Raw genomic sequence first — 20,130 nt, 5'->3', positions numbered from 1 at the left:
ATTTTAGATTTTAGATTAATCTATTACCCATTACCCATTACCAATCACCAATTAATTATGACATCTACTCTTCCATCAATTCAATTTTTTGCAGGTTTATTTGAAGAACTGAGTAACGTGAGTTTACGACGGGAAACCCGCACTGGTAAACTGATTGTAGTTATGCAATTTGAACAATTAAAAGCTTTATCCGGTTTTAATAGTTTTACAAAACAGTCTTTAAATTCCCTATTATTAACAGATGAAGAAGGAGAAATTAGTGTTACTCCTACGGGAACAAAGTTTATTTTTGGTGGTGATGAAGGAGATGAATTAAAACGGGTAGATTGTAAATTTGAAGTAGAAAGAGAAGATCATTTTGAACGAATTATGCGTTTTTTGCACCGTTATGCTGATGCAAACGGAATGGAATATGGGGAAAAATAATTGATAATTGATAATTGATAATTGGTAGATTTATTTCTGTCACCTGTCACCTGTCAACTGTCACCTACAATTTCTGATATCTCATTCCGGGAAGTTGAGAAACCAAACCCATCAATTCTAACTGTAACAAAGAACTAGAAACTAAACCAGCATCCATACCTGTTTTTTGGACAATAAAATCAAAAGGTAAAGATTCAACAGCTAAAATATCTATTACCTGTTGTAATTCTGGTTCTAATTTAGGAGTTTCTAATTTAGTTTGAGTTGGTTGAGGTAAAGGAAGAGAATTAAAAAGAGGAGTTTCTACATCTATTTGGGGAATAGCACCCAACATAATTAATAATTCATTTAACTGTTGATTTATTAAACCTGCACCTTGACTAATTAATTTTAAACATCCTTGCGAGGGTTCATCATCAACTCTTCCCGGTAAAGCGTAAACATCACGACAAAATTCATTTGCATAATTTGCAGTTATTAAAGCACCAGATTTTGCTCCCGCTTCCATTACTAATATTGCACGACTTAAACCAGCAATAATGCGATTTCGACGAGGGAAATGGGTGCGGTTGGGTGCAGTTTTTGCAGGATATTCACTAATTACTATCCCAGATTTTAAAATTTGTTGATATAAATCTTTGTTTTTATAGGGATAAATAACATCTACACCAGTTCCCACAACCGCTATAGTTCTACCTCCCGCTTTCATTGCAGCGGTATGACTTTCCGTGTCTATTCCTTCGGCCATTCCCGAAACCACAGTAAAACCATTTTTAGCTAAAGCAGTGCTAATTTGACGAGTCCATTTTATTCCATATTCTGTAGGTTTACGAGTTCCCACTATACCTACCAAGGGTTTTTTTCCTGAATTTTCTTGTAAATCAACTTCACCACGATAATATAAAATTGCTGGAGGTGTGGGAATTTCTCTTAATAATTGGGGATATTCTGCATCTGCGGGTGTCCAAAAATTTGGGTTTATTTGTTGATGTTGAATCAGTAATTGTTCTGGGTTTATACGACTTCTTTGTTGTACAACTTTTTCTAAAGTTTGAAAACCAAAACCTTCGATTTTTCGTAATTCCGCAGGACTAGCTTTCCAAGCATTTTCTAATTTACCAAAATGCTGGTGTAATCGTTGTAATAATATTGGACCAATTCCCGAAATTTGCGACCAAGCTAACCAATATTTGCGCTCTTCTATAGTAGACATTTTAAAAAAATCAACCTTTGCGTCTTTGCGTGAGATATTCTGATCTTTAAACCTTTGCTAATCTTTGATTCTTCAAATAATCAAAAACCGATTTATCACCAATATCTGCGGGAATATTTTGTATTGTTTTCCGCAACGCAAAGACTAAAAAAGCAATTACCCAAATTCCTAATAAAACCTGTTCTGCTTGGGTTGATAAAATTCCTGCTAAATGTCCTAATAATAAAAGGGGAACAAGGGGAGTTAAGATTTTCGTTTCTAAACGATTAAAACAAAATCCTTCTTTAAAGAATATTCCTGTTAATGCTGCAAAAGTAAAACCGACACCAAATAAAGTTAGTGGTTGATTGTAAATGGTAATCGCAAAAGGTTGATTATCCAAATGTGCGAAAATCAAAGCGGAAATACTACCAATTATCCAGAAAAGTTGTAGAATTTGGTGTAGTAATTTCATATAAATATGAATAGTTAATAAACTCACTCCCAAGGCTAAACTAAAACAAGTGTAAAGAGGGGTAATAGCTTGAATAGCTAAAGGTTTATCTGCATAAAATAAAGCTAAATTACTACCAATTGCAAAACTAATTGCTGATATCATTAAACTGGTACGATAGATGATCACACCGATGCGATCGCTCTTAGTAATAGTAAATTCTCCAAACTGTCCTTGATATACTTCTGGTGTAGGTTCTGGGGTTGATATTGATTGTGTAGTCATATTCAATAATAGAGAATATTTTTAACTGACTGCTATAGCTATTCTATTATGATCTTGTGAATTTTTACATCATCAAAAACCCCATTTTTGCATAATTGCTCTTAACCATGCTTGTTAAGAGGGGTTGGAGAATCTGAATTTTTCCCTGTTTTCAGTAAAATTGCTATTAGCAATGATTTAATATATGTATATGATGATCTGGGTAGAGGGGTGAATCGGATGATCGGTAGAATCATTGCAGGACGGTACAAAATTATCAAACAGATAAGAAAGGGTGCATTTTGTACAACTGTATCTATCCAGTTAATAACTTGTTGACAAGGTTGTTTTTTTACATATTCAGAAATAACACAAGTATCTAATAAATAAGTCATAATGTAATATCTTTACCTTGACTTTAGGTGTTTTTTTGTCTGAATCAGGATATCCAGGATTATAGGATGTATAGGATGTGATTGTTAAATTTTTGGTTTTTCTTTGCGCCTTTGCGCGAAACTACCCTTTAAGTATAAATTAACAATCTTGCAAAAACAAGACTTGTAAATTATCTAAATATTTCATTTGCAATTTTATCTCTGCATTACCGCTATTTACAGCAACTTCTACCCACCCATGACTACCAACCAAAGCTAAAACTTCCCCAACTTCCCCATCACTGTAAGTTACACATCCTGGTATTTGCAAACCCTGAACTTCTACACACCAGGTTTTACCCTCTACAAACCTACCAGGAATATTACTGATTAAATTACCAAAGTGATCTATATATTGAATACAACCTTGTACACCATTATTTATAATTTGACATTCTGCAATATCTAATTTTACCAAAGTTTCAGGATTGATTTCTCTGCCTAACTTGTGCAGAGATACACCACTTGCTAAATGTGCTGCGACAGGTGCGAAAATATCTCTACCGTGAAAGGTGCTGCTAGGTTGAGATATTCGCCAATATTCAGTGTTTGTTAATTCTAATGCTGCAATTATTGGATTTTCAGCAATTATACCGCTAAAAATGCCGTTATCTGGTCCAACAAGATAACCTTGATCTAATTTTAGGGCGATCGCTCTCCTTTGACTACCCACCCCCGGATCTACTACTGCTAAATGTACCGTACCCTGGGGAAAATAAGGATAAGCATTCATCAAGGAAAATCTAGCTGCGGCGATGTTTTGCGGTGGAATTTGATGATTTAAATCTATTAAGGTTAGATTTGGGTTAACTTGGCAAATTATACCTTTCATTACTCCGACATATACATCATTATCTCCAAAATCACTTAACAAAGTCAAGATTTTTGCTTGATTCATAGATTTACAATTATTAAAAATTTTCTGTAACAACAACTACAAAAATGTGTTATGTTATCAAAACATGACATCAAAATCAAGAGTATCAAGGTAAAAATTATGGCAATGAGTAGAAATAGACTACAAGCAATTCAAAAAGCTGAAGAAGCACACAGACAAAGTATGAAAAAAAGCGTTGAACATCGTTTACAGGTGGCAAAATCTCAAGGTGATGAAAATTTGATTCGTCAGTTAGAAGCTGAACAAGCTTATTACCAATGAAGTATTTTCAATATTGATGTTTATTCATGTTAATTTTTTAGGCTTTTTAGTTTGGTTGTGTGTTTACCTGCGAAAGCAGGTTTTTTTATGGGGTCGTAAAATCAAGACTAAACAAAAAACCAGGGGAAGATAATTCCCCTGAAACTTCCTAAAATTTGTTTAATTTTGGTAGTTTTTCAATAATCGACAATTAACCATGAACAATTGACAATGAGGAAGAATATTGAAAAAGCGGATTTTTTTAGGTTTTATCTCCTTGAAAGGGCAGGGTTTAAACCTTGAATTAAACAATTATCAATTGTCAATTATCAATTGTTAATTGTTGTTTAATCAGCATTGAGGATTTTAGGAACTTTGAAAAAATCACCTTCCTGTTTAGGTGCGCTGCTGAGAATAGCTTCTCGATCAGGATAGGGTTGTAACTTATCTTCTCTTGTTATATTACTAACATCAATCGCTCTGGTTGTGGGAGGTACATCAGCAACATCAAGCTCGCTCAGTTGCTCGATATATTCCAGAATATCACTAAGTTGAGTGGAAAATTGCGTTTCTTCCTCTGGTGTCAATTCTAACCGAGCGAGGTTAGCAACTTTATGGACTTGTTCACGATCTATCATAATTTAGTCATTAGTCATTAGTCATTAGTCATTAGTTGTTGGTTATTAGTTATTGGTTATTAGTTATTAGTCATCGGTTAAATTTTACCCAATCACCAGTCACCAGTCACCAATCACCAATCACCAATTACCAAATTAAAAGAATACGTCAATTTGCGATCGCCCGGTAGTTTTTAACCAGTTTTGTGCTTCAATATAATTATTAGGAGCTAGACGAATCGCTCTAATCCAATAATCCGCAGCTTGATCAAACAACGCTTCACCAGCGTCATTATCACCCTCTTCTTTAGCTTTTTCACCTTTGTAGTGATAAATTACAGCGATATTATTTAAAGCCTGGGGTAGACGAGGGTTTAATTCAATTGCTTGATGATAAAATTCTAAAGCTTTTTCATGATCGCCATTACTAGCATAAATCAAACCCATATTATAGAGAATAAAACTCTTATCGTTAGAGTCTTCTTCTAAAGATAAAGCTTCTTCATAATATTCTAAAGCTTCAGCATATTCACCTTCAGCTTGTGCTGACATACCATCACGGTAATATACAAATGCTTCCTTCGCTTTTTTGTTAGTTGGCAGTATTTTGAGAATAATATCTGCCATAACGGTAAAAGACTTGTCAACAAAGTTATCGTTTTTCTGTGTTCTTGGCATATTTGCCCCTTTCTTATCCTATAAGTTAATCTAGCTGATTTTTGGTGATTGGTGATTCTATTTTGGATTTTGGATTTTGGATTTTGGATTGTATTTCATCAATCCAATCTAAAATCTAAAATCTAAAATCTAAAATTTTCCTGACTCCTGACTCCTCTTTCCTGTAACGCTTCCCGTGCTTGTTCTCTGTCATCAAAATGGATTTTTTCAGTACCCAAAATTTGATAATCTTCGTGGCCTTTACCTGCCAATAATACACCATCACCGGGTTGAGCTTCTAGGATAGCAGTACGGATAGCTGTAGCGCGATCGCCAATTACCACTGGTTGCACAGCATCAGTAATACCAGCCAAAATATCCTCTAAAATCTTATCAGGGTTTTCTGTGCGGGGATTATCTGACGTTACTACCGCAATATCAGCTAATTCTGCGGCAATTTTCCCCATTTTCGGGCGTTTTGTCCTGTCTCTATCTCCTCCACAACCAAACACACAAATCATTCTTCCTGGTATAAACGGGCGTGCTGCTTTCAGTAAATTTTCTAAACTGTCAGGAGTATGTGCATAGTCTACAATCACGCTAATATCTTGATGATCGCTAATTTGTACCCGTTCCATTCTTCCTGGCACTCCAGGGAAATCTGGTATATATTTTGCCACTAATTGTAAATCTAAACCCAGATGTAAAACCGCACCCACAGCAGCTAAAAGATTTTCTAAATTATATTGTCCCACCAAAGGAGAACTAAAAGCGACATCACCTTTAGGAGTATGTAAAATCCCGCTAACACCTGTTGGCTGATAATTTAAACCACTCATCCACAAATCAGCAGTATTATCATTAACGCTATAAGTCCAAACCCGTTCTTTTCCTAAACCAGCAATTAAACGCTTACCATATTCATCGTCAGCATTAATAATTGCTCTACCTTGGAGATAATCAGGACTAAATAACAAAGCCTTAGCCCCAAAATAATCCTCCATATCCTTGTGATAGTCAAGATGATCTTGGGTGAGATTGCTAAAAACAGCGACTTCAAAAGCACAACCAAAAACCCGATCCTGTGCTAAAGCGTGAGAACTAACTTCCATCACCCCAAACTCACACCCAGCATCAACCGCTTGGGCTAGATTGTGTTGTAAGTCTACCGCAAAAGGAGTAGTAAAAGCCGCAGTTTGGGAAAAACCAGGCCAACGAGTGTAAAGAGTTCCTAATAAAGCCGTCGCCAAATTGGCTTTTGTGAGAAAATATTCAATTAGGTGGGTAGTTGTGGTTTTACCGTTCGTGCCGGTAACGCCCACCATTTTGAGCTTTTGTCCAGGATAACCATAAAAAGCCGCAGAAATTTCAGCGCAGACCTTATTCATATTACTGGCACTGATTACCATTTCCGATTGTTTAGGTGGATATTTGGCGATCGCCTCAGATGAAACAATAGCAGCAACAGCACCAGCAGCTAAAGCACTCTCCCAAAACTCACCCCCATCTACTCTAGTACCTGGCATCCCGATAAACAAATCTCCCACACCGCAAGCATGGGAGTTAGTTTTGATCCCCTGAACTTCCACATCAGCAGACTGAGGACATTCTAAACCATCAACAACCGCCAATAATTCCCGTAAATTCATATATCGCACCTCGCCACAAGCTAACCTTGCGCCTATTCTGCATTATTATTTTCCATACTGGGAATATATTTTAAAAGCAATTGTTCCAACTGCCGAACATTTGCGCGTGGAGAAGGACGGGGTATAGACTGTAACACCTCTGTGTCCTCTGTGCCTCTGTGGTTCGATAAAAACAAAACCGGAATTTCATACTGATAAGCAGCAAACCAATCTTCACGAGTCGTAATATCGCGTATTTCCAAATTAAAAGAAATACTCGTGATTTGTTCTAGCTTTTCTTGTAAACCTTCACAGAGATGGCAACCGGGTTTACTGTAGAGGATGATTTTCATGATGTCAGTAGTTCTTTAATGATTGTAGAGGCAGGTGTGCTAACTGTGGTATAATAACAGAAAATCTCTATTTAAATAGTAACTAAATATGGAAAAAGTAAAAATAGAAAACGAATCAAAAAATTTGTATGAACAAGATTTTTATCTTTGGCTACAAACCACAGCCAATTTATTAGAAAACAACAAATTTGATGAATTAGACCTTAAAAATTTAATAGAAGAAATCAACAGCATGGGTAGAAGCGAGAAAAAGGAATTAAAAAGCCGATTAATCACATTAATTGAACATTTATTAAAACTGGAATATTGGCATTTAGAAAAAGAAAATAATGCTAGAGGATGGAGAAATACAGTTGCGGAACAAAGATTACAAATAGAATTAACTCTGGAAGATAGTCCGAGTTTAAGAAATATGCTTGATGATATTTTTGAAGAATGTTATCAAAAAGCTAGGCAATATATTCTGAAAAGATATAAATTGTCTCCTAATTTATTTCCTGAAAATCCTCCTTTTTCTGTTATGGATGTTCTTAATCCAGATTATTTACCATAATTCTTAGATACCAAGTTTTTAAAATACGACTATTGTTTAACATTTCAATAGTCTTTACCTAAATTTTAGTTATAAAAAATTTGGTAACTACATAAGCGTTATTTAAAGGTGAGGTTAAAATAGATATGCTATAATAGGATATAGTCTCAATTTAAAAAGTAAAAAAGTAACAATTATGAAAAAAATAGAAATAGAACTTGATCAAGAAACGTATGACAAAATACAACAGCTAACCCAAACTCATCATTGTCAACTTTCCGATCTCATTAAAGCAATGATTGAGCAATTAACACAACCGGAAATTCTCAATGATTCATTCATTGGTAAATGGTCGGAGGATGCAGAATTAGTTGATCAAATGATTGAAGATATGTTACAAAATAGAGCATAAAAAATATTGTCTGGAAAGTGAAAAATAAATCTTTAATTGACACAGATATCCTTTCAGAAATTCGCAAGGGTAAAAATAGCCAAGTCATAACTAGAGCCATTGCCTATAAAGCTATATTTAAACAATACACTATTTCTGTAATTACAGTTGCAGAAGTTATCAAAGGATGGAGAAAATTAAACCGTAATGACAGGATTCAAGAATTTTTAATAGATTTACCACAAATGGAAATCTTATCTTTAGAACAAAAAAGTGCAGAATTATCTGGATTGATTTATGCAGATTTAGAAAAAACTGGACAACCTATAGGATTAGCAGATGTATTAATTGCCTCTATTGCGATAGAAAATAATTTAATTTTAGTTACAGGAAATACCAAACATTATCAAAAAATTCAATTATTAGGTTATCCTTTACAAATAGATAATTGGAGAGAATAAACCAGAATTGAAAAATCACATCCTGAAAATCCTCAAATCCTGGATATCCTGATTCAGACAAAATAGTTAATTGGTAATTGGTAATTGGTAATTGGTAATTGGTAATTGGTAAATTACATCCTGAAAATCCTTACATCCTGGAAATCCTGATTCAGACAAAATACCACATCCTGAAAATCCTCAAATCCTGAAAATCCTGATTCAGACAAAAATCATCAATATTATCGTTGTGAGTCAGAGACTCAATGACAGCATTCCCAGTCTGAGACTGGGAACGAGAAATTTTAATTTTTAATTTTTAATTTTTAATTTCTCATTTCCTAAGATAGAAGTAGTGGCTAAAAATCGCTATAGATAAACATGGCCTCACAGCAAAATCCCAGGAAGTAACTAAAATGACTCAACTAACAGCACCTTCAGAATTATCAACAGATAAAACTCTAGACAGAGATTGTACAACCTTATCCCGTCATGTTCTTCAGCAACTTCAGAGTTTTGGACCCGATGCCCAGGATTTAAGTGCGTTAATGAATCGCATCGCCTTAGCTGGTAAACTGATTGCACGACGGTTTACCCGTGCAGGTTTAATGGAAGATGTTCTGGGTTTCACTGGAGAAGTGAATGTCCAAGGTGAATCTGTAAAAAAGATGGATGTCTATGCAAATGAGGTGTTTATTTCCGTATTTAAGCAAAGTGGCTTAGTTTGTCGCCTAGCTTCCGAAGAAATGGAAAAACCCTATTACATCCCTGAAAATTGCCCCATTGGACGTTACACCCTATTATATGATCCCATTGACGGTTCATCTAATACAGATATTAATTTAAGCTTAGGTTCGATTTTTTCCATCCGTCAACAGGAAGGAACAGACTTAGATGGTGAAGCTAAAGACTTACTCGCTAACGGAAGGAAACAACTAGCAGCAGGTTATATTCTTTATGGACCAAGTACCATGCTAGTTTACAGTATTGGTAAAGGTGTACATTTCTTTACCCTTGATCCCAGTTTAGGAGAATTTATTCTCACAGAAGAAAACGTCAAAATTCCTGAACATGGTGCTGTTTATAGTGTTAATGAAGGAAATTTCTGGCAGTGGGAAGAATCCTTTAGAGAGTATATTCGTTATGTTCATCGTACAGAAGGTTACACTGCCCGTTATAGTGGGGCGATGGTGAGCGATATTCACAGAATTTTAGTTCAGGGTGGTGTATTTCTCTATCCTGGTACATTACAAAAACCAGAAGGTAAGCTACGACTACTGTATGAAACTGCACCTTTAGCATATTTGATAGAACAAGCTGGAGGACTTGCTACTACTGGAACAAAGGATATTTTAGATGTAGTACCAACCAAACTACACCAACGCACACCATTAATTATTGGTAGTCAACAGGATGTAGCTAAAGTCGAGTCATTTATTCAAAAAGGTCAGTAGCCAAAATCCAGCAAAAGCATTTATTATGGCCAGTAATCGAAGCTAAACATTGGCACTCTGGGATTGGAATGTAGGACTAGCAATGTTTGGATGTGAAGTGAAAAATACACTCAATTAAACCATTTCCTGGTCAAGAAACGCCGAATTATTTGATTGATAAATTCTTTTCTTCCTCTTTTCTTCCCTCTTCCTACCCTTCGGGAACACCTTCGGTAAACGCATACTTTGCGTACTTTGCGGTTCATTCATAAAAATTGGCATTTCTACACCAAGAAAAGAGGATGATTAAAATTTTTAACTTCACAAAAAACAATGTTAACAGGAGTTAAAAAATAGTTATGGCAACCAATCATTTATTAGAGATCAAAAACCACGGACAAAGCATCTGGATGGATAATTTAAGCCGTGACATTATTCAATCAGGGGAACTGCAAAACCTAGTAGAAAATCAAGGAATCTCTGGTATTACCTCCAACCCAGCCATTTTTGAAAAAGCAATTACTGGTAATGCCATTTATGATGCTGATATTGAAGCAGGAATACGGGCAAGTTTACCCACATACAAAATTTATGAGTCTCTGGTTTTTGCAGATATCCGCAATGCTTGTGATATTTTGCGCTCTGTGTATGATGCCACTAATGGAGTTGATGGTTATGTGAGTATTGAAGTCCCACCAACCATCGCCCATGATACCCAAGCTACAATAGATGAAGCCCGGCGCTATTTCCAAGAAATTGGGCGGGAAAATGTGATGATTAAAATTCCGGGAACTGAAGCTGGTTTACCTGCTGTAGAGGCGACAATAGCCGCAGGAATTAACGTTAACATTACCCTGTTATTTGCAGTAGAAAGCTATGTAAATGCAGCTTGGGCTTATATTCGGGGTTTAGAAAAACGGGTAAATGAAGGTCAGGACATTAGTAAAATTGCTTCAGTAGCCAGCTTTTTCTTGAGTCGGATTGATACCAACATTGATGCTAAGATTGATAGCAAATTACAGAAAGGCGTTGATGATATTACCTTTGAGGCAAAACTTAGGGCTGTAAGAGGAAAAATTGCGATCGCCAATGCAAAAATCGCCTATCAAGAATATCAAAATATAATTGCCAGTGATAGGTGGCAAGCATTAGCCGCTAAAGGGGCAAAAGTGCAACGTCTCCTCTGGGCAAGTACCAGCACCAAAGACCCCAGCTACAGCGATGTCATGTATGTTAACGAATTAATCGGACATGACACAGTAAACACTCTACCACCAGGGACTATTAAAGCCTGTGCTGATCATTGTCATGTGAGTGACAGTTTAGAAACAGGAGTTGCAGAAGCTCAAAACCTCATCGAAAGCTTAAAAGATCCTGACATCAACATCAATCTCGATGCAGTGATGTCAGAACTACTTGTAGAGGGTATCGACAAATTTGTTCAGCCCTTCCAGTCCCTAATGAACTCTTTAGAAGAGAAACTCAAGGTATTGTCACCAGTATAGGGAACAGGGAACAGGGAACAGGGAACAGGGAAGAGAGCAGGGGAAGCAGGGGAGGTTGATAGATAATTCAATAATCACCTGTCACCTGTCACCTGTCACCTGTCACCTGTCCCCTAATCTAAAATCCAAAATCTAAAATCCAAAATCCTTATGGTCAGTCTGTTAGAAAATCCCTTGCGGGTTGGTTTACAACAACAGGGGATGGCCGAACCCCAAATTATTGTTATCTTTGGCGCGTCAGGGGATTTAACCTGGCGTAAACTCGTACCTGCATTATTTAAACTCCGTCGGGAAAGACGCATTCCCCCAGAAACCACCATTGTGGGTGTTGCCCGTCGTGACTGGACTCATGATTATTTCCGGGAACAGATGGAAAAAGGAATGCGGGAAGCTCACAGCAAAGTCGAACTGGGAGAACTCTGGCAAGATTTTTCTAAAGGTTTATTTTACTGTTCCGGTGACATTGACAACCCTGAAAGTTACCAAAAACTGAAAAACTTCCTCGCTGAACTCGACCCCCAACGGGGAACACGGGGAAATCGGATGTTTTACCTTTCTGTTGCTCCCAACTTCTTCCCCGAAGCTATTAAACAGCTAGGTTCGGCGGGAATGTTAGAAGATCCCTACAAACACCGTCTCGTTATTGAAAAACCCTTTGGGCGTGATTTAGCATCGGCGCAAAGTCTCAACCAAGTAGTCCAGAAGGTTTGTAAAGAAAACCAAGTTTACCGCATTGACCACTATCTGGGTAAAGAAACAGTCCAAAACCTGTTAGTGTTCCGTTTTGCCAATGCCATTTTTGAGCCATTATGGAATCGGCAATTTGTGGATCATGTACAAATCACCGTCGCTGAAACAGTCGGTGTAGAAGACAGAGCCGGATATTATGAAAGTGCCGGGGCGTTGCGGGATATGCTGCAAAACCACCTCATGCAGTTGTATTGTTTAACCGCAATGGAAGCACCTAACGCGATGGATGCTGACAGTATCCGTACAGAAAAGGTGAAAGTATTACAAGCCACTCGTTTAGCAGATGTCAATAACCTTTCCCGTTCTGCCATTCGCGGACAATATAGCGCCGGTTGGATGAAAGGAGAAAAAGTTCCTGGATATCGAGAAGAACCGGGAGTTGATCCCAATTCCACCACACCCACTTATGTAGCAATGAAATTTGTGGTGGATAACTGGCGTTGGCAAGGTGTACCTTTCTATCTGCGGACTGGTAAACGGATGCCGAAAAAAGTGAGTGAAATTTCCATCCATTTCCGGGAAGTACCTTCGAGAATGTTCCCCTCTGCCGCATTACAAGCAAACGCCAATATTTTAACCATGCGGATACAACCAAATGAAGGTATTTCGCTCCGTTTTGATGTAAAAATGCCCGGTGGTGACTTCCGTACCCGTTCTGTGGATATGGACTTTACTTATGGTTCATTTGGGATTGAAGCTACATCTGATGCCTATGATCGCCTGTTTTTAGATTGTATGATGGGCGACCAAACATTATTTACCCGATCTGACGAAGTAGAAGCTGCTTGGCGTGTAGTTACACCTGCGCTGTCTGTTTGGGACTTACCCGCAGATCCCGCCACTGTTCCTCAGTATGAAGCGGGTACTTGGGAACCAGCAGAAGCTGAATTATTAATCAACCAAGACGGCCGCCGTTGGCGCAGACTCTAGAATTTTAGATTTTAGATTTTAGATTTTGGATTGGTGATTGATGATTAGGACTTGGTAATTAAAAAAATCAAAATTACCAAATAACTAACACTCATTATTCAATCATTAATCCGAAATAGTTTGAATCAGAATTTCTATGATTCATCTAAAATCTAAAATCCCAAATTCAAAACCTAAAATTCTCCAGGATTTCCAGGATTTATCTAAAATCCAAAATCCAAAATCCAAAATCTAAAATCCAAAATTATGGCTACTGAAGCTTCTACAATTTATTCTCTCCAAGCCCCTAAAGATGTTTGTTTGACTGATATTGAAAACGAACTCAGTCAAATTTGGCAAAGTTACGGTATTCAAGGGGAAGAAGGCGGTTTACCTGCGGCTACCCGTGCTGCAACATTTACTCTGGTGGTTTATGAACCAGAAGAAACCCAGTATTTGTTAGCCGCTATTGGTGTTTATAACGGTCCTATTGATGGGATTTTGGGACCCCAAACCCAAACTTCACTCCGGGAATTACAGAAAAAACACGGACTCCTAGAAACTGGTACTCCCACACCGGAAACCATCAAGGTTTTACGGGAAGAATATTTTAAACTTCAGCACAGTGGGGAACATGGTGATAGTCATGGTGCTGCGATGGGTTACACTTATAGTCCCACCAGTCCCACTATTGCTGATGAAATTGCTTTGCGTAACCCTTGCCGGATTATTGCTTTATGTCCGATCGCGGGGGAAGATGAGGGTGTAAAGGCGCAGGTTTCTGCCTATTGTCCTATTCAAAAGCAGTCTTCTAGTACATTAATTTGTTGTGAATACATTACCTTAACTGGTACTGCTGCGGCTTTAGAACGTATTGGGGGGATGATTCCCGCTTTGTTAATTGGTGGTTTGCCTAAGTTTTTATGGTGGAAAGCTACTCCTGATTCTCAAAATCCTTTGTTTAAGAGATTGGCGGCAGTTTGTAATAATGTAATTGTTGATTCTTGTAATTTTAATGCTCCTGAAAGTGATTTATTAACTTTACAAGATTTGGCAGATACAGGAGTTCCTTTAGCTGATTTAAATTGGCGACGTTTATCTGCATGGCAAGAATTAACGGCCGAAGCTTATGATGCGCCCCAACGTCGTGCAGGTTTGAGGGAAGTTGATCGGGTAAATATTGATTATGAAAAAGGCAATGCTGCCCAAGCTTTATTATTTTTGGGTTGGTTAGCGAGTCGCTTGGAATGGCAACCTGTTTCTTACAAAAAAGAATTTGGTGATTATGATATTACCAATATTGTTTTTGTGTCGAAAGATCAAAGACAAATTGAGGCAGAGTTAGCAGGTGTTCCTGTTGCTGATATTGGGGAAATTGTTGGTGATTTGATTGCTTTGCGTTTGAGTTCTACTAATACTCAAGCTAATTGTGGTACGGTAATTTGTTCTGAAACCGGCGGTTGTATGCGGATGGAAACTCAAGGTGGCGCTCAATCTGCTGGTTTATTTCAACAAGTTAGTTCTCTTGCTGAACAAAAACCGGAGTTTTTGTTAAGTCAGCAGGTACAACGTTGGGGGCGTGAGGCTTTGTTTGAGGAAAGTTTATCGGTGATTACGAAAACTATTAAGTTGGGTTAGTTTGTGTTTTTAGATCCTCGATATCTTGAAGATGTCGGGGATTTTTTTTGTCTGAATCAGGATGTCCAGGATTTTAGGATTTACAGGATTTAATAAACCACGAAGGCACGAAGAACACGAAGGAAGAAGAGAAGAAGAGGGTTTTTTAGAGAGATGCACCACTTTTTTAAGTCTCACGCAAAGGCGCAAAGGCGCAAAGGAAGTAAGGGAAGTTTAAGGGTGTGGTGCAAGTATCTAAAAGTTGCTGTTGATTTTCTCGTTTGAGAAGTTAAGCCACGTTTTTTATGGATACAATTCCTTCACTGCACCACTGCACTAATAGCCAGCGATCTGAGTCTTTGTCTAATGCTGGTTTGAGTCGAAAGGCGAAAAATTCTTCCCATGCTTCTATGCCGTGTCGTGAAACAAATTGTTTCTCGATTTCTTGAAATTTTTCCCAGTTGCGTTCTGCTATGGCTGTTAGCATGGGGATTAGTTCTGTGATTGATATGGAAAGTGTTGTGTCACTCATCTGGGTGTCCTTCAAAAATACAGATTATTTTTAGTTCATCCTACTAATTTTGTTGACGCTTTTGTAATTTTTTGCAAAATAGATTCTAATTCATTTCTAATCTGTGTGAGTTGTTGCATCCCTTTATTAGCAGATGTTATGGACTCCTCTTGTTTCCTTCTAGCTTCGGCAATTTGATTTTCAATTTCTCCATACAGTTTGATTTCAATTTCTGCAAGTTGTTCATTTATTTGCTCTTTTAAACTTTCCCCCATTTTGATAAATTGGCTGGTAATATTTAAACGGGCATCAGATAATTTTTTCTCAGCATATAATTGATAAATTTCTGATAATACTCCTAGTCCTGCTACAACATTACCAATAATCATAAAAGAGTTGCCAATATCTTTAGCCAAATTAACCGCTTCCCAAGGTCGAAAATTATAGCCTAAAGACTCTCCCACTGAACGTACAGCATGATGTAGCTGACTACCTGCAACATCAATAGAACGTAAAAATCCCTCTCCTTGATAGGTATTTGTCCAATTATTCCTGAATGAGTTTATACCTATTTTTTCACCAATTTTTGATAATTCTTTAATTTGGTTAACTATCTTCTTCAAATCTATACCAGCATCGGAATTTTCTGCATAAATTTCATATTGAAACTGCAATCTATTAACAAAAGTCTTGACTAAATCACTATTAAAAACACTTTCTATTTCTTTCTGAATAGAATAAAAAGCATCATTTATACAATATTCCATATCATTAGTAGCTTTTTCATAGTGAGTACGTACATTAATTTCTGTTTGTTCCTTGCAAATTTCAGAGTTTCCATCTCCCAATGCTGAAGCTAGTATTGTTCCTTCATTGGTAACTGCTAAACATAAGTTTAAAGCAATATTTTTGACTTTATTTCTCAGTCTTTCTCGTTCTTGGTTTACTGTACGAGATAACCGTTTGAGAATTTCAAAAAATGCTGTATCTTCATTATTATCACGACTAATACAAATTTGTGCGTCATTAATTCCACTCAAAACTATTCTCACTGGTGTATCTAAACGAGCGAGAGAACGACGACTATCAACAAAATTATTTAAAGAATCAGTAAAACTATCGAATCTGCTAATTTCAATTAAAAAATCATCGTCTGTATCTATACCTTCACAATAATCTTTAGCATCAATAAAACAGAGAGAAAATTCATCTATTTTATAAGGTTTTAATGCTTCTGCTAAACTTTTACGGTAATTAATTATTTTTTGTTCATCATCTCCTGCTTCATCAGACATTTTATTAACAACTAACATCATTTTCCAGCGATAACCTTTTTCATAAGCTAATTTTTTAAAGTTCTCTATTGTTATGGAATCAAACAACATTGATGTCAAACAAAAAACTAATAAATCAGCTTTATGAATAGCGTTATAAGTTTTATAATCATGATCTTTACGCTCTGTAAAAAGTCCAGGAGTATCAATTAAATTAATTCCTTCCCAATAATAATTACTGGTTGCATCAGTCGCTATATCCGCATCTATTTTAATATCCCGTTTACCAGTAATAGCGGAAATTATTGTAGATTTACCTGCACTATATTGACCCACAAAAGCAACTGATAAAATACCATCTTTGCGATAATCTTCTAATTCGTTAATCATTTTTTGGCGAATTTGCAGTAATTCTTGATTATCACCTTGTAATAGTAATTGATTCAGGTTTTTATAGCAATTGTTAAGATGATTGACAACTTCAGTAGCTTGGATTTTTCTTTGTCCTGGTAACATAATAGTTAGCTCCTTAATTATTAACTGGAAATTTAATCACAATATCTTCTTGTAATATTGCTTGAATATCAGATTGAGATTTACGAATATCTAACTCTAGTTTCGTATGAATTGTGAGTGTACGCCCAAATTGACGATCAACTTGAGAAATTGTATTTTTGATTCCTTCCTCCGTTAACTGTTCATATTTGTCAACACTCCAATCTATGATTCTTTTAGCATAGGCTTGATTCAGATAATTATTAGCAAGATTTATTTGATTATTTGCCGTTTTGAGATTTTGGTTGATTGCTTCTAAACCTCCTATCAATTCATCAAAGTATTGTATAATATTTGTAGTAGCAAAATCGCAGTAGTTTGTAAAACTTTTCTTTAAGTCAGAGTTAACTTTATCTTTATTTTTATTTAATTCTTCTCTTAAAGATGAGCTTATTTTTGCCACTGCTTCACGCCGCTTTTGATCCTCAGATTTAAACCAAGAAGTAATACTAGCAATAGCTGCACCAATAGCTGTAGCAATGAAAGGTAGAGTAACAGGAATTCCTCCAGGTAAAAAAATCAATAGTGCAACTACTCCAGAAATAACACCAGTAATAAATCCTGGATTAGTCCAAAAAGGTTTTTTATGATTTTCTTTCAGTTTAAAGTCTTTGCCAACATTAAGTTGAGCCATTAATTCTAATTCTGTACCTACTTCAGCAATTACTTCTTGAACTTCTGTATTAAACTTTTTCCCTGCATCTTCATAAGCTGATTGAATCCGTTCTTGAAATCTAATTTCTTTTAACTTATTTTGCCAACCAGCATTCAAACTTTCTTGATTATCCTTCCAATGTTGTTCTGCAAAGGGTTGAATACTATTAATAGCACTATTAAAAATTGAGTCTATTTCTAATTTTAAACTTCTATAAGTATCGTCTTCAGCTTTTTTAATTTTTCTCTTGATTTCCTCCCGTTTATTTTTTAGGGTTTGTATTAACTGTTCATAAATGTTAATTTGTTCATTTACCCATTGATAAGGTGAATCAATAGCTCCCACCGTAGAACCTAATAAAGTTTGTGATCTTCTAATTGCACCATATTTAACTAATGATTCCCGAATAGAATCTAGAAAATCTTGTATTCTACTAGCCTTAAATAGTTTTTCTTTAATTTCTTGATGTTCTGGCTCATTATTCATTTGAGCAGCAAGCAACATTACAGGAACAATTGAGAAGTAATCATTTGCATATTGTTGTTTTGCATAGCGATGAATGCGCTCAAAATGTCCACCAATCCCGCTATTACCTTCCATTTCAAATAGCTTATTAGGATTTTTCAAGAAATGCTCTAAACGCCGACTTTCACGCAAATTATGTTTAACATTGAGTAAAATAATTAATGGTTTGGTTTTCTCTTTCAACAGTTTCATAAATTGAAACTCTGTCTCTTGGATACTATCGTTAGTAACGACATAACAAATTACATCTGATTCATCAACTATACTTTTCGCTATTTCTTCATCACTTTTACCCCCAGGTGCGCCAATACCAGGAGTATCAATAATGCGGATATTTTTCCATTCATAAACCCTATTTAAACGAGTGGTTCTTTGTGTTCCAACACCAATAGCATCCCAACCTTCTCTAGTAATAATAGCGTGTAATGTGCTTTTTCCGGCTTTGGTTCTGCCCATAAAAGCAATACTAAAATGATTTAATGCTCGCTGTTTGGAGTATAGAGATTCACGAACAAGTAATAATTCTTTAATAATATCTTCTCTTAATGCTTTTCTACTATAATCTAGTTGTTGAGCTACTTCTTTCGCCGTATTAGCTTGACCTTTACTATTTGTCCTATTTTCTATTTGCTTAATAGTATTTTCCAGATTTCTGGCTAAAGTTTTTAGTGCTTTATCAACTTGAGCAAGTGCATTAAAAGCAAAATCATAATCTTCTTTGGCGATTTTACTACAATGTTCTATGGCTTTATCATACTCTGGTCCTTTGATTAATATTTCTCGTTCTAATTTTGATACTGTTTCTTTAATAGCATCAGGAGAAATCTTGACAACTAAATTAATGATGGCACGTGATAAACCTGATTTATATTCATTTTCCAAAAACTTAGCAGCTAAAGATAATTCTTCATCTTCATTATTTTTATAATTTTTTTGTGTTTGTTTACTTTTCGCTTCTTGAATTATTTTATCTATCTCATTTTTTGACCAATGCCAAACTTGACCTATTTTATAGATCATTTCTCTTTCTAAAGGTGCAAAATAACCATCAATATGCGCCATTGTTAATAATTGTCGCATTGTCTCGGTTTGCTGACCATGAGGAATTTTACCCGCAATCAATTCTAGAGAAAGATATTTATCTTCTTGAGATAAAATCTTTTCCATCTCTAGTAAAGTGTTTTCTTCAATATTTGCTGCTTGAGCTAAGTCACGCAAAGCTTGAGCTTCTTCTGAGTGGATCTGCTGATCTGCACAAACTATATGTGTTATCAGGAGGAATTGATAATTTAGTTGTTGATTGCTTGAAAACATACATCATTCTCTATGATTGTGGACTGAGTATAATAATTTATTACGTATCTAGTTTAAAAACAGCTTTTTAATGGCTGAGACTGTGCAGATACTCAACCTGTGTATTTACAACATTACTTTAATTAAATCACAATGAGAAGCAAATAATATGTAACCCACATTCCGCACCCCAAACTGTCACAAAGGGAAATTACGGAGATAAAAAATCAAAATTAATTTCTTCTGAAGAATCTTTTTTGCTAGATTTGACTTGAGTAACCTTACTTTCGTTAATTTGGTGATATTTGAACTGTTTTGATAATTTCGATAATGCCTTGATAGCATCAGCCTCACAAGCAAATTCTTCTTGTGATAACTTTTTCAAATCTTGCACAGCTTTTAATTCTGCCTTGGTAATTTTTTGGGTGAGCTTACGCAGGTCTGATTCTTTTCTTTCTTGACTTTGCACTACTAACCATCTTTGTTCTATTCCGGCATAATTTTCGGTTTTTGATGCTAATTTATATCCTGGTATTGTACTATCAATAAATTCTGATTCGGGGATTGTTGAAATTAA

At 36.0% G+C, this 20,130-nt stretch carries 20 protein-coding genes and 1 pseudogene; 10 read left to right on the top strand and 11 right to left on the bottom strand.

The window, feature by feature from the left end; genetic code table 11:
* The first annotated feature begins 57 nt into the window (after window positions 1-57).
* Complete coding sequence (psb28, locus tag IQ237_RS22220; RefSeq protein WP_194059119.1) at window positions 58-426, top strand: photosystem II reaction center protein Psb28; 369 nt, start codon at window positions 58-60, stop codon at window positions 424-426.
* A gap of 64 nt (window positions 427-490) precedes the next feature.
* Here the strand turns inward: psb28 and dprA are convergent, their stop codons facing one another.
* The 3 genes from dprA to IQ237_RS22205 form a co-directional block, all read right to left on the bottom strand.
* Entirely contained in the window at window positions 491-1,639 is a 1,149-nt protein-coding gene (gene dprA, locus IQ237_RS22215) for a DNA-processing protein DprA (protein ID WP_194059118.1), read from the bottom strand.
* Window positions 1,640-1,685: 46 nt separating this feature from the next.
* Window positions 1,686-2,357, bottom strand: coding sequence for a DUF2301 domain-containing membrane protein (locus tag IQ237_RS22210; protein ID WP_194059114.1), 672 nt, complete (start codon window positions 2,355-2,357; stop codon window positions 1,686-1,688).
* Between the two features lie 513 nt (window positions 2,358-2,870).
* Window positions 2,871-3,668, bottom strand: a complete 798-nt coding sequence (locus tag IQ237_RS22205; RefSeq protein WP_194059112.1) for an S-adenosyl-l-methionine hydroxide adenosyltransferase family protein — start codon at window positions 3,666-3,668, stop codon at window positions 2,871-2,873.
* A 99-nt stretch (window positions 3,669-3,767) separates the two neighbouring features.
* On the opposite strand from IQ237_RS22205, the gene IQ237_RS22200 reads away from it, so the two are divergent.
* Window positions 3,768-3,929 (top strand): hypothetical protein, encoded by a 162-nt coding sequence (locus IQ237_RS22200; protein WP_187041607.1) that lies wholly within the window; start codon window positions 3,768-3,770, stop codon window positions 3,927-3,929.
* Between the two features lie 326 nt (window positions 3,930-4,255).
* Here IQ237_RS22200 and gatC read toward each other — a convergent pair whose 3' ends face one another.
* From gatC to IQ237_RS22180, 4 genes are all read right to left on the bottom strand, one after another.
* Window positions 4,256-4,546 (bottom strand): Asp-tRNA(Asn)/Glu-tRNA(Gln) amidotransferase subunit GatC, encoded by a 291-nt coding sequence (gatC, locus tag IQ237_RS22195; protein WP_194059111.1) that lies wholly within the window; start codon window positions 4,544-4,546, stop codon window positions 4,256-4,258.
* Window positions 4,547-4,681: 135 nt separating this feature from the next.
* Window positions 4,682-5,203: a photosystem I assembly protein Ycf3 gene (locus tag IQ237_RS22190; protein ID WP_137669138.1), complete on the bottom strand. Its 522-nt coding sequence runs from the start codon at window positions 5,201-5,203 to the stop codon at window positions 4,682-4,684.
* A 122-nt stretch (window positions 5,204-5,325) separates the two neighbouring features.
* Window positions 5,326-6,831 (bottom strand): UDP-N-acetylmuramoyl-L-alanyl-D-glutamate--2,6-diaminopimelate ligase, encoded by a 1,506-nt coding sequence (locus IQ237_RS22185; RefSeq protein ID WP_194059109.1) that lies wholly within the window; start codon window positions 6,829-6,831, stop codon window positions 5,326-5,328.
* A 32-nt stretch (window positions 6,832-6,863) separates the two neighbouring features.
* Window positions 6,864-7,163 carry a glutaredoxin family protein gene (locus IQ237_RS22180; protein WP_194059108.1) on the bottom strand — a complete coding sequence of 100 codons (300 nt, stop codon included), beginning with the start codon at window positions 7,161-7,163 and terminating at the stop codon, window positions 6,864-6,866.
* A gap of 88 nt (window positions 7,164-7,251) precedes the next feature.
* Here IQ237_RS22180 and IQ237_RS22175 point away from each other — a divergent pair, with 88 nt between their 5' ends.
* The 8 genes from IQ237_RS22175 (at window position 7,252) to IQ237_RS22140 (ending at window position 14,978) form a co-directional block, all read left to right on the top strand.
* Window positions 7,252-7,716 carry a DUF29 domain-containing protein gene (locus tag IQ237_RS22175; protein ID WP_194059107.1) on the top strand — a complete coding sequence of 155 codons (465 nt, stop codon included), beginning with the start codon at window positions 7,252-7,254 and terminating at the stop codon, window positions 7,714-7,716.
* Between the two features lie 175 nt (window positions 7,717-7,891).
* Window positions 7,892-8,107, top strand: a complete 216-nt coding sequence (locus tag IQ237_RS22170) for a hypothetical protein (protein ID WP_194059106.1) — start codon at window positions 7,892-7,894, stop codon at window positions 8,105-8,107.
* 17 nt (window positions 8,108-8,124) lie between these two features.
* Complete coding sequence (locus tag IQ237_RS22165; RefSeq protein ID WP_194059105.1) at window positions 8,125-8,547, top strand: PIN domain-containing protein; 423 nt, start codon at window positions 8,125-8,127, stop codon at window positions 8,545-8,547.
* A gap of 395 nt (window positions 8,548-8,942) precedes the next feature.
* Window positions 8,943-9,980 carry a class 1 fructose-bisphosphatase gene (fbp, locus tag IQ237_RS22160; protein WP_194059103.1) on the top strand — a complete coding sequence of 346 codons (1,038 nt, stop codon included), beginning with the start codon at window positions 8,943-8,945 and terminating at the stop codon, window positions 9,978-9,980.
* 338 nt (window positions 9,981-10,318) lie between these two features.
* On the top strand, window positions 10,319-11,464 hold the full coding sequence (gene tal, locus IQ237_RS22155; protein ID WP_194059102.1) for a transaldolase: 1,146 nt from the start codon (window positions 10,319-10,321) through the stop codon (window positions 11,462-11,464).
* A gap of 150 nt (window positions 11,465-11,614) precedes the next feature.
* The gene (gene zwf, locus IQ237_RS22150) at window positions 11,615-13,144 is read left to right on the top strand and encodes a glucose-6-phosphate dehydrogenase (RefSeq protein WP_194059101.1); all 1,530 of its coding nucleotides are present in this window, start codon (window positions 11,615-11,617) and stop codon (window positions 13,142-13,144) included.
* A 246-nt stretch (window positions 13,145-13,390) separates the two neighbouring features.
* Window positions 13,391-14,761, top strand: a complete 1,371-nt coding sequence (opcA, locus tag IQ237_RS22145; protein ID WP_194059099.1) for a glucose-6-phosphate dehydrogenase assembly protein OpcA — start codon at window positions 13,391-13,393, stop codon at window positions 14,759-14,761.
* 61 nt (window positions 14,762-14,822) lie between these two features.
* On the top strand, window positions 14,823-14,978 hold the full coding sequence (locus tag IQ237_RS22140) for a hypothetical protein (protein WP_194059097.1): 156 nt from the start codon (window positions 14,823-14,825) through the stop codon (window positions 14,976-14,978).
* 51 nt (window positions 14,979-15,029) lie between these two features.
* Here IQ237_RS22140 and IQ237_RS22135 read toward each other — a convergent pair whose 3' ends face one another.
* The 4 genes and pseudogenes from IQ237_RS22135 to IQ237_RS22120 all read right to left on the bottom strand — a co-directional run.
* Window positions 15,030-15,272: a hypothetical protein gene (locus tag IQ237_RS22135; protein WP_194059095.1), complete on the bottom strand. Its 243-nt coding sequence runs from the start codon at window positions 15,270-15,272 to the stop codon at window positions 15,030-15,032.
* Window positions 15,273-15,307: 35 nt separating this feature from the next.
* A complete protein-coding gene (locus IQ237_RS22130) occupies window positions 15,308-17,041 on the bottom strand; it encodes a GTPase (protein WP_194059093.1) in 1,734 nt (577 codons plus the stop codon).
* Between the two features lie 13 nt (window positions 17,042-17,054).
* Complete coding sequence (locus IQ237_RS22125; protein ID WP_194059085.1) at window positions 17,055-19,574, bottom strand: GTPase; 2,520 nt, start codon at window positions 19,572-19,574, stop codon at window positions 17,055-17,057.
* 190 nt (window positions 19,575-19,764) lie between these two features.
* Window positions 19,765-20,130, bottom strand: a pseudogene (locus IQ237_RS22120) (IS1634 family transposase); the annotation flags it as partial.

The organism is Sphaerospermopsis sp. LEGE 08334, assembly GCF_015207205.1.
Classification (GTDB): domain Bacteria; phylum Cyanobacteriota; class Cyanobacteriia; order Cyanobacteriales; family Nostocaceae; genus Sphaerospermopsis.
The sequence above is the reverse complement of the archived record's forward strand: the minus strand, read 5'-3'. Positions and strand labels throughout refer to the sequence as shown.

Coding starts and splice junctions, on each gene's coding strand:
- psb28 (WP_194059119.1), top strand. CDS start 58: ATGACATCTACTCTTCCATCAATTCAATTTTTTGCAGGTTTATTTGAA.
- dprA (WP_194059118.1), bottom strand. CDS start 1,639: ATGTCTACTATAGAAGAGCGCAAATATTGGTTAGCTTGGTCGCAAATT.
- IQ237_RS22210 (WP_194059114.1), bottom strand. CDS start 2,357: ATGACTACACAATCAATATCAACCCCAGAACCTACACCAGAAGTATAT.
- IQ237_RS22205 (WP_194059112.1), bottom strand. CDS start 3,668: ATGAATCAAGCAAAAATCTTGACTTTGTTAAGTGATTTTGGAGATAAT.
- IQ237_RS22200 (WP_187041607.1), top strand. CDS start 3,768: ATGGCAATGAGTAGAAATAGACTACAAGCAATTCAAAAAGCTGAAGAA.
- gatC (WP_194059111.1), bottom strand. CDS start 4,546: ATGATAGATCGTGAACAAGTCCATAAAGTTGCTAACCTCGCTCGGTTA.
- IQ237_RS22190 (WP_137669138.1), bottom strand. CDS start 5,203: ATGCCAAGAACACAGAAAAACGATAACTTTGTTGACAAGTCTTTTACC.
- IQ237_RS22185 (WP_194059109.1), bottom strand. CDS start 6,831: ATGAATTTACGGGAATTATTGGCGGTTGTTGATGGTTTAGAATGTCCT.
- IQ237_RS22180 (WP_194059108.1), bottom strand. CDS start 7,163: ATGAAAATCATCCTCTACAGTAAACCCGGTTGCCATCTCTGTGAAGGT.
- IQ237_RS22175 (WP_194059107.1), top strand. CDS start 7,252: ATGGAAAAAGTAAAAATAGAAAACGAATCAAAAAATTTGTATGAACAA.
- IQ237_RS22170 (WP_194059106.1), top strand. CDS start 7,892: ATGAAAAAAATAGAAATAGAACTTGATCAAGAAACGTATGACAAAATA.
- fbp (WP_194059103.1), top strand. CDS start 8,943: ATGACTCAACTAACAGCACCTTCAGAATTATCAACAGATAAAACTCTA.
- tal (WP_194059102.1), top strand. CDS start 10,319: ATGGCAACCAATCATTTATTAGAGATCAAAAACCACGGACAAAGCATC.
- zwf (WP_194059101.1), top strand. CDS start 11,615: ATGGTCAGTCTGTTAGAAAATCCCTTGCGGGTTGGTTTACAACAACAG.
- opcA (WP_194059099.1), top strand. CDS start 13,391: ATGGCTACTGAAGCTTCTACAATTTATTCTCTCCAAGCCCCTAAAGAT.
- IQ237_RS22140 (WP_194059097.1), top strand. CDS start 14,823: ATGTCCAGGATTTTAGGATTTACAGGATTTAATAAACCACGAAGGCAC.
- IQ237_RS22135 (WP_194059095.1), bottom strand. CDS start 15,272: ATGAGTGACACAACACTTTCCATATCAATCACAGAACTAATCCCCATG.
- IQ237_RS22130 (WP_194059093.1), bottom strand. CDS start 17,041: ATGTTACCAGGACAAAGAAAAATCCAAGCTACTGAAGTTGTCAATCAT.
- IQ237_RS22125 (WP_194059085.1), bottom strand. CDS start 19,574: ATGTTTTCAAGCAATCAACAACTAAATTATCAATTCCTCCTGATAACA.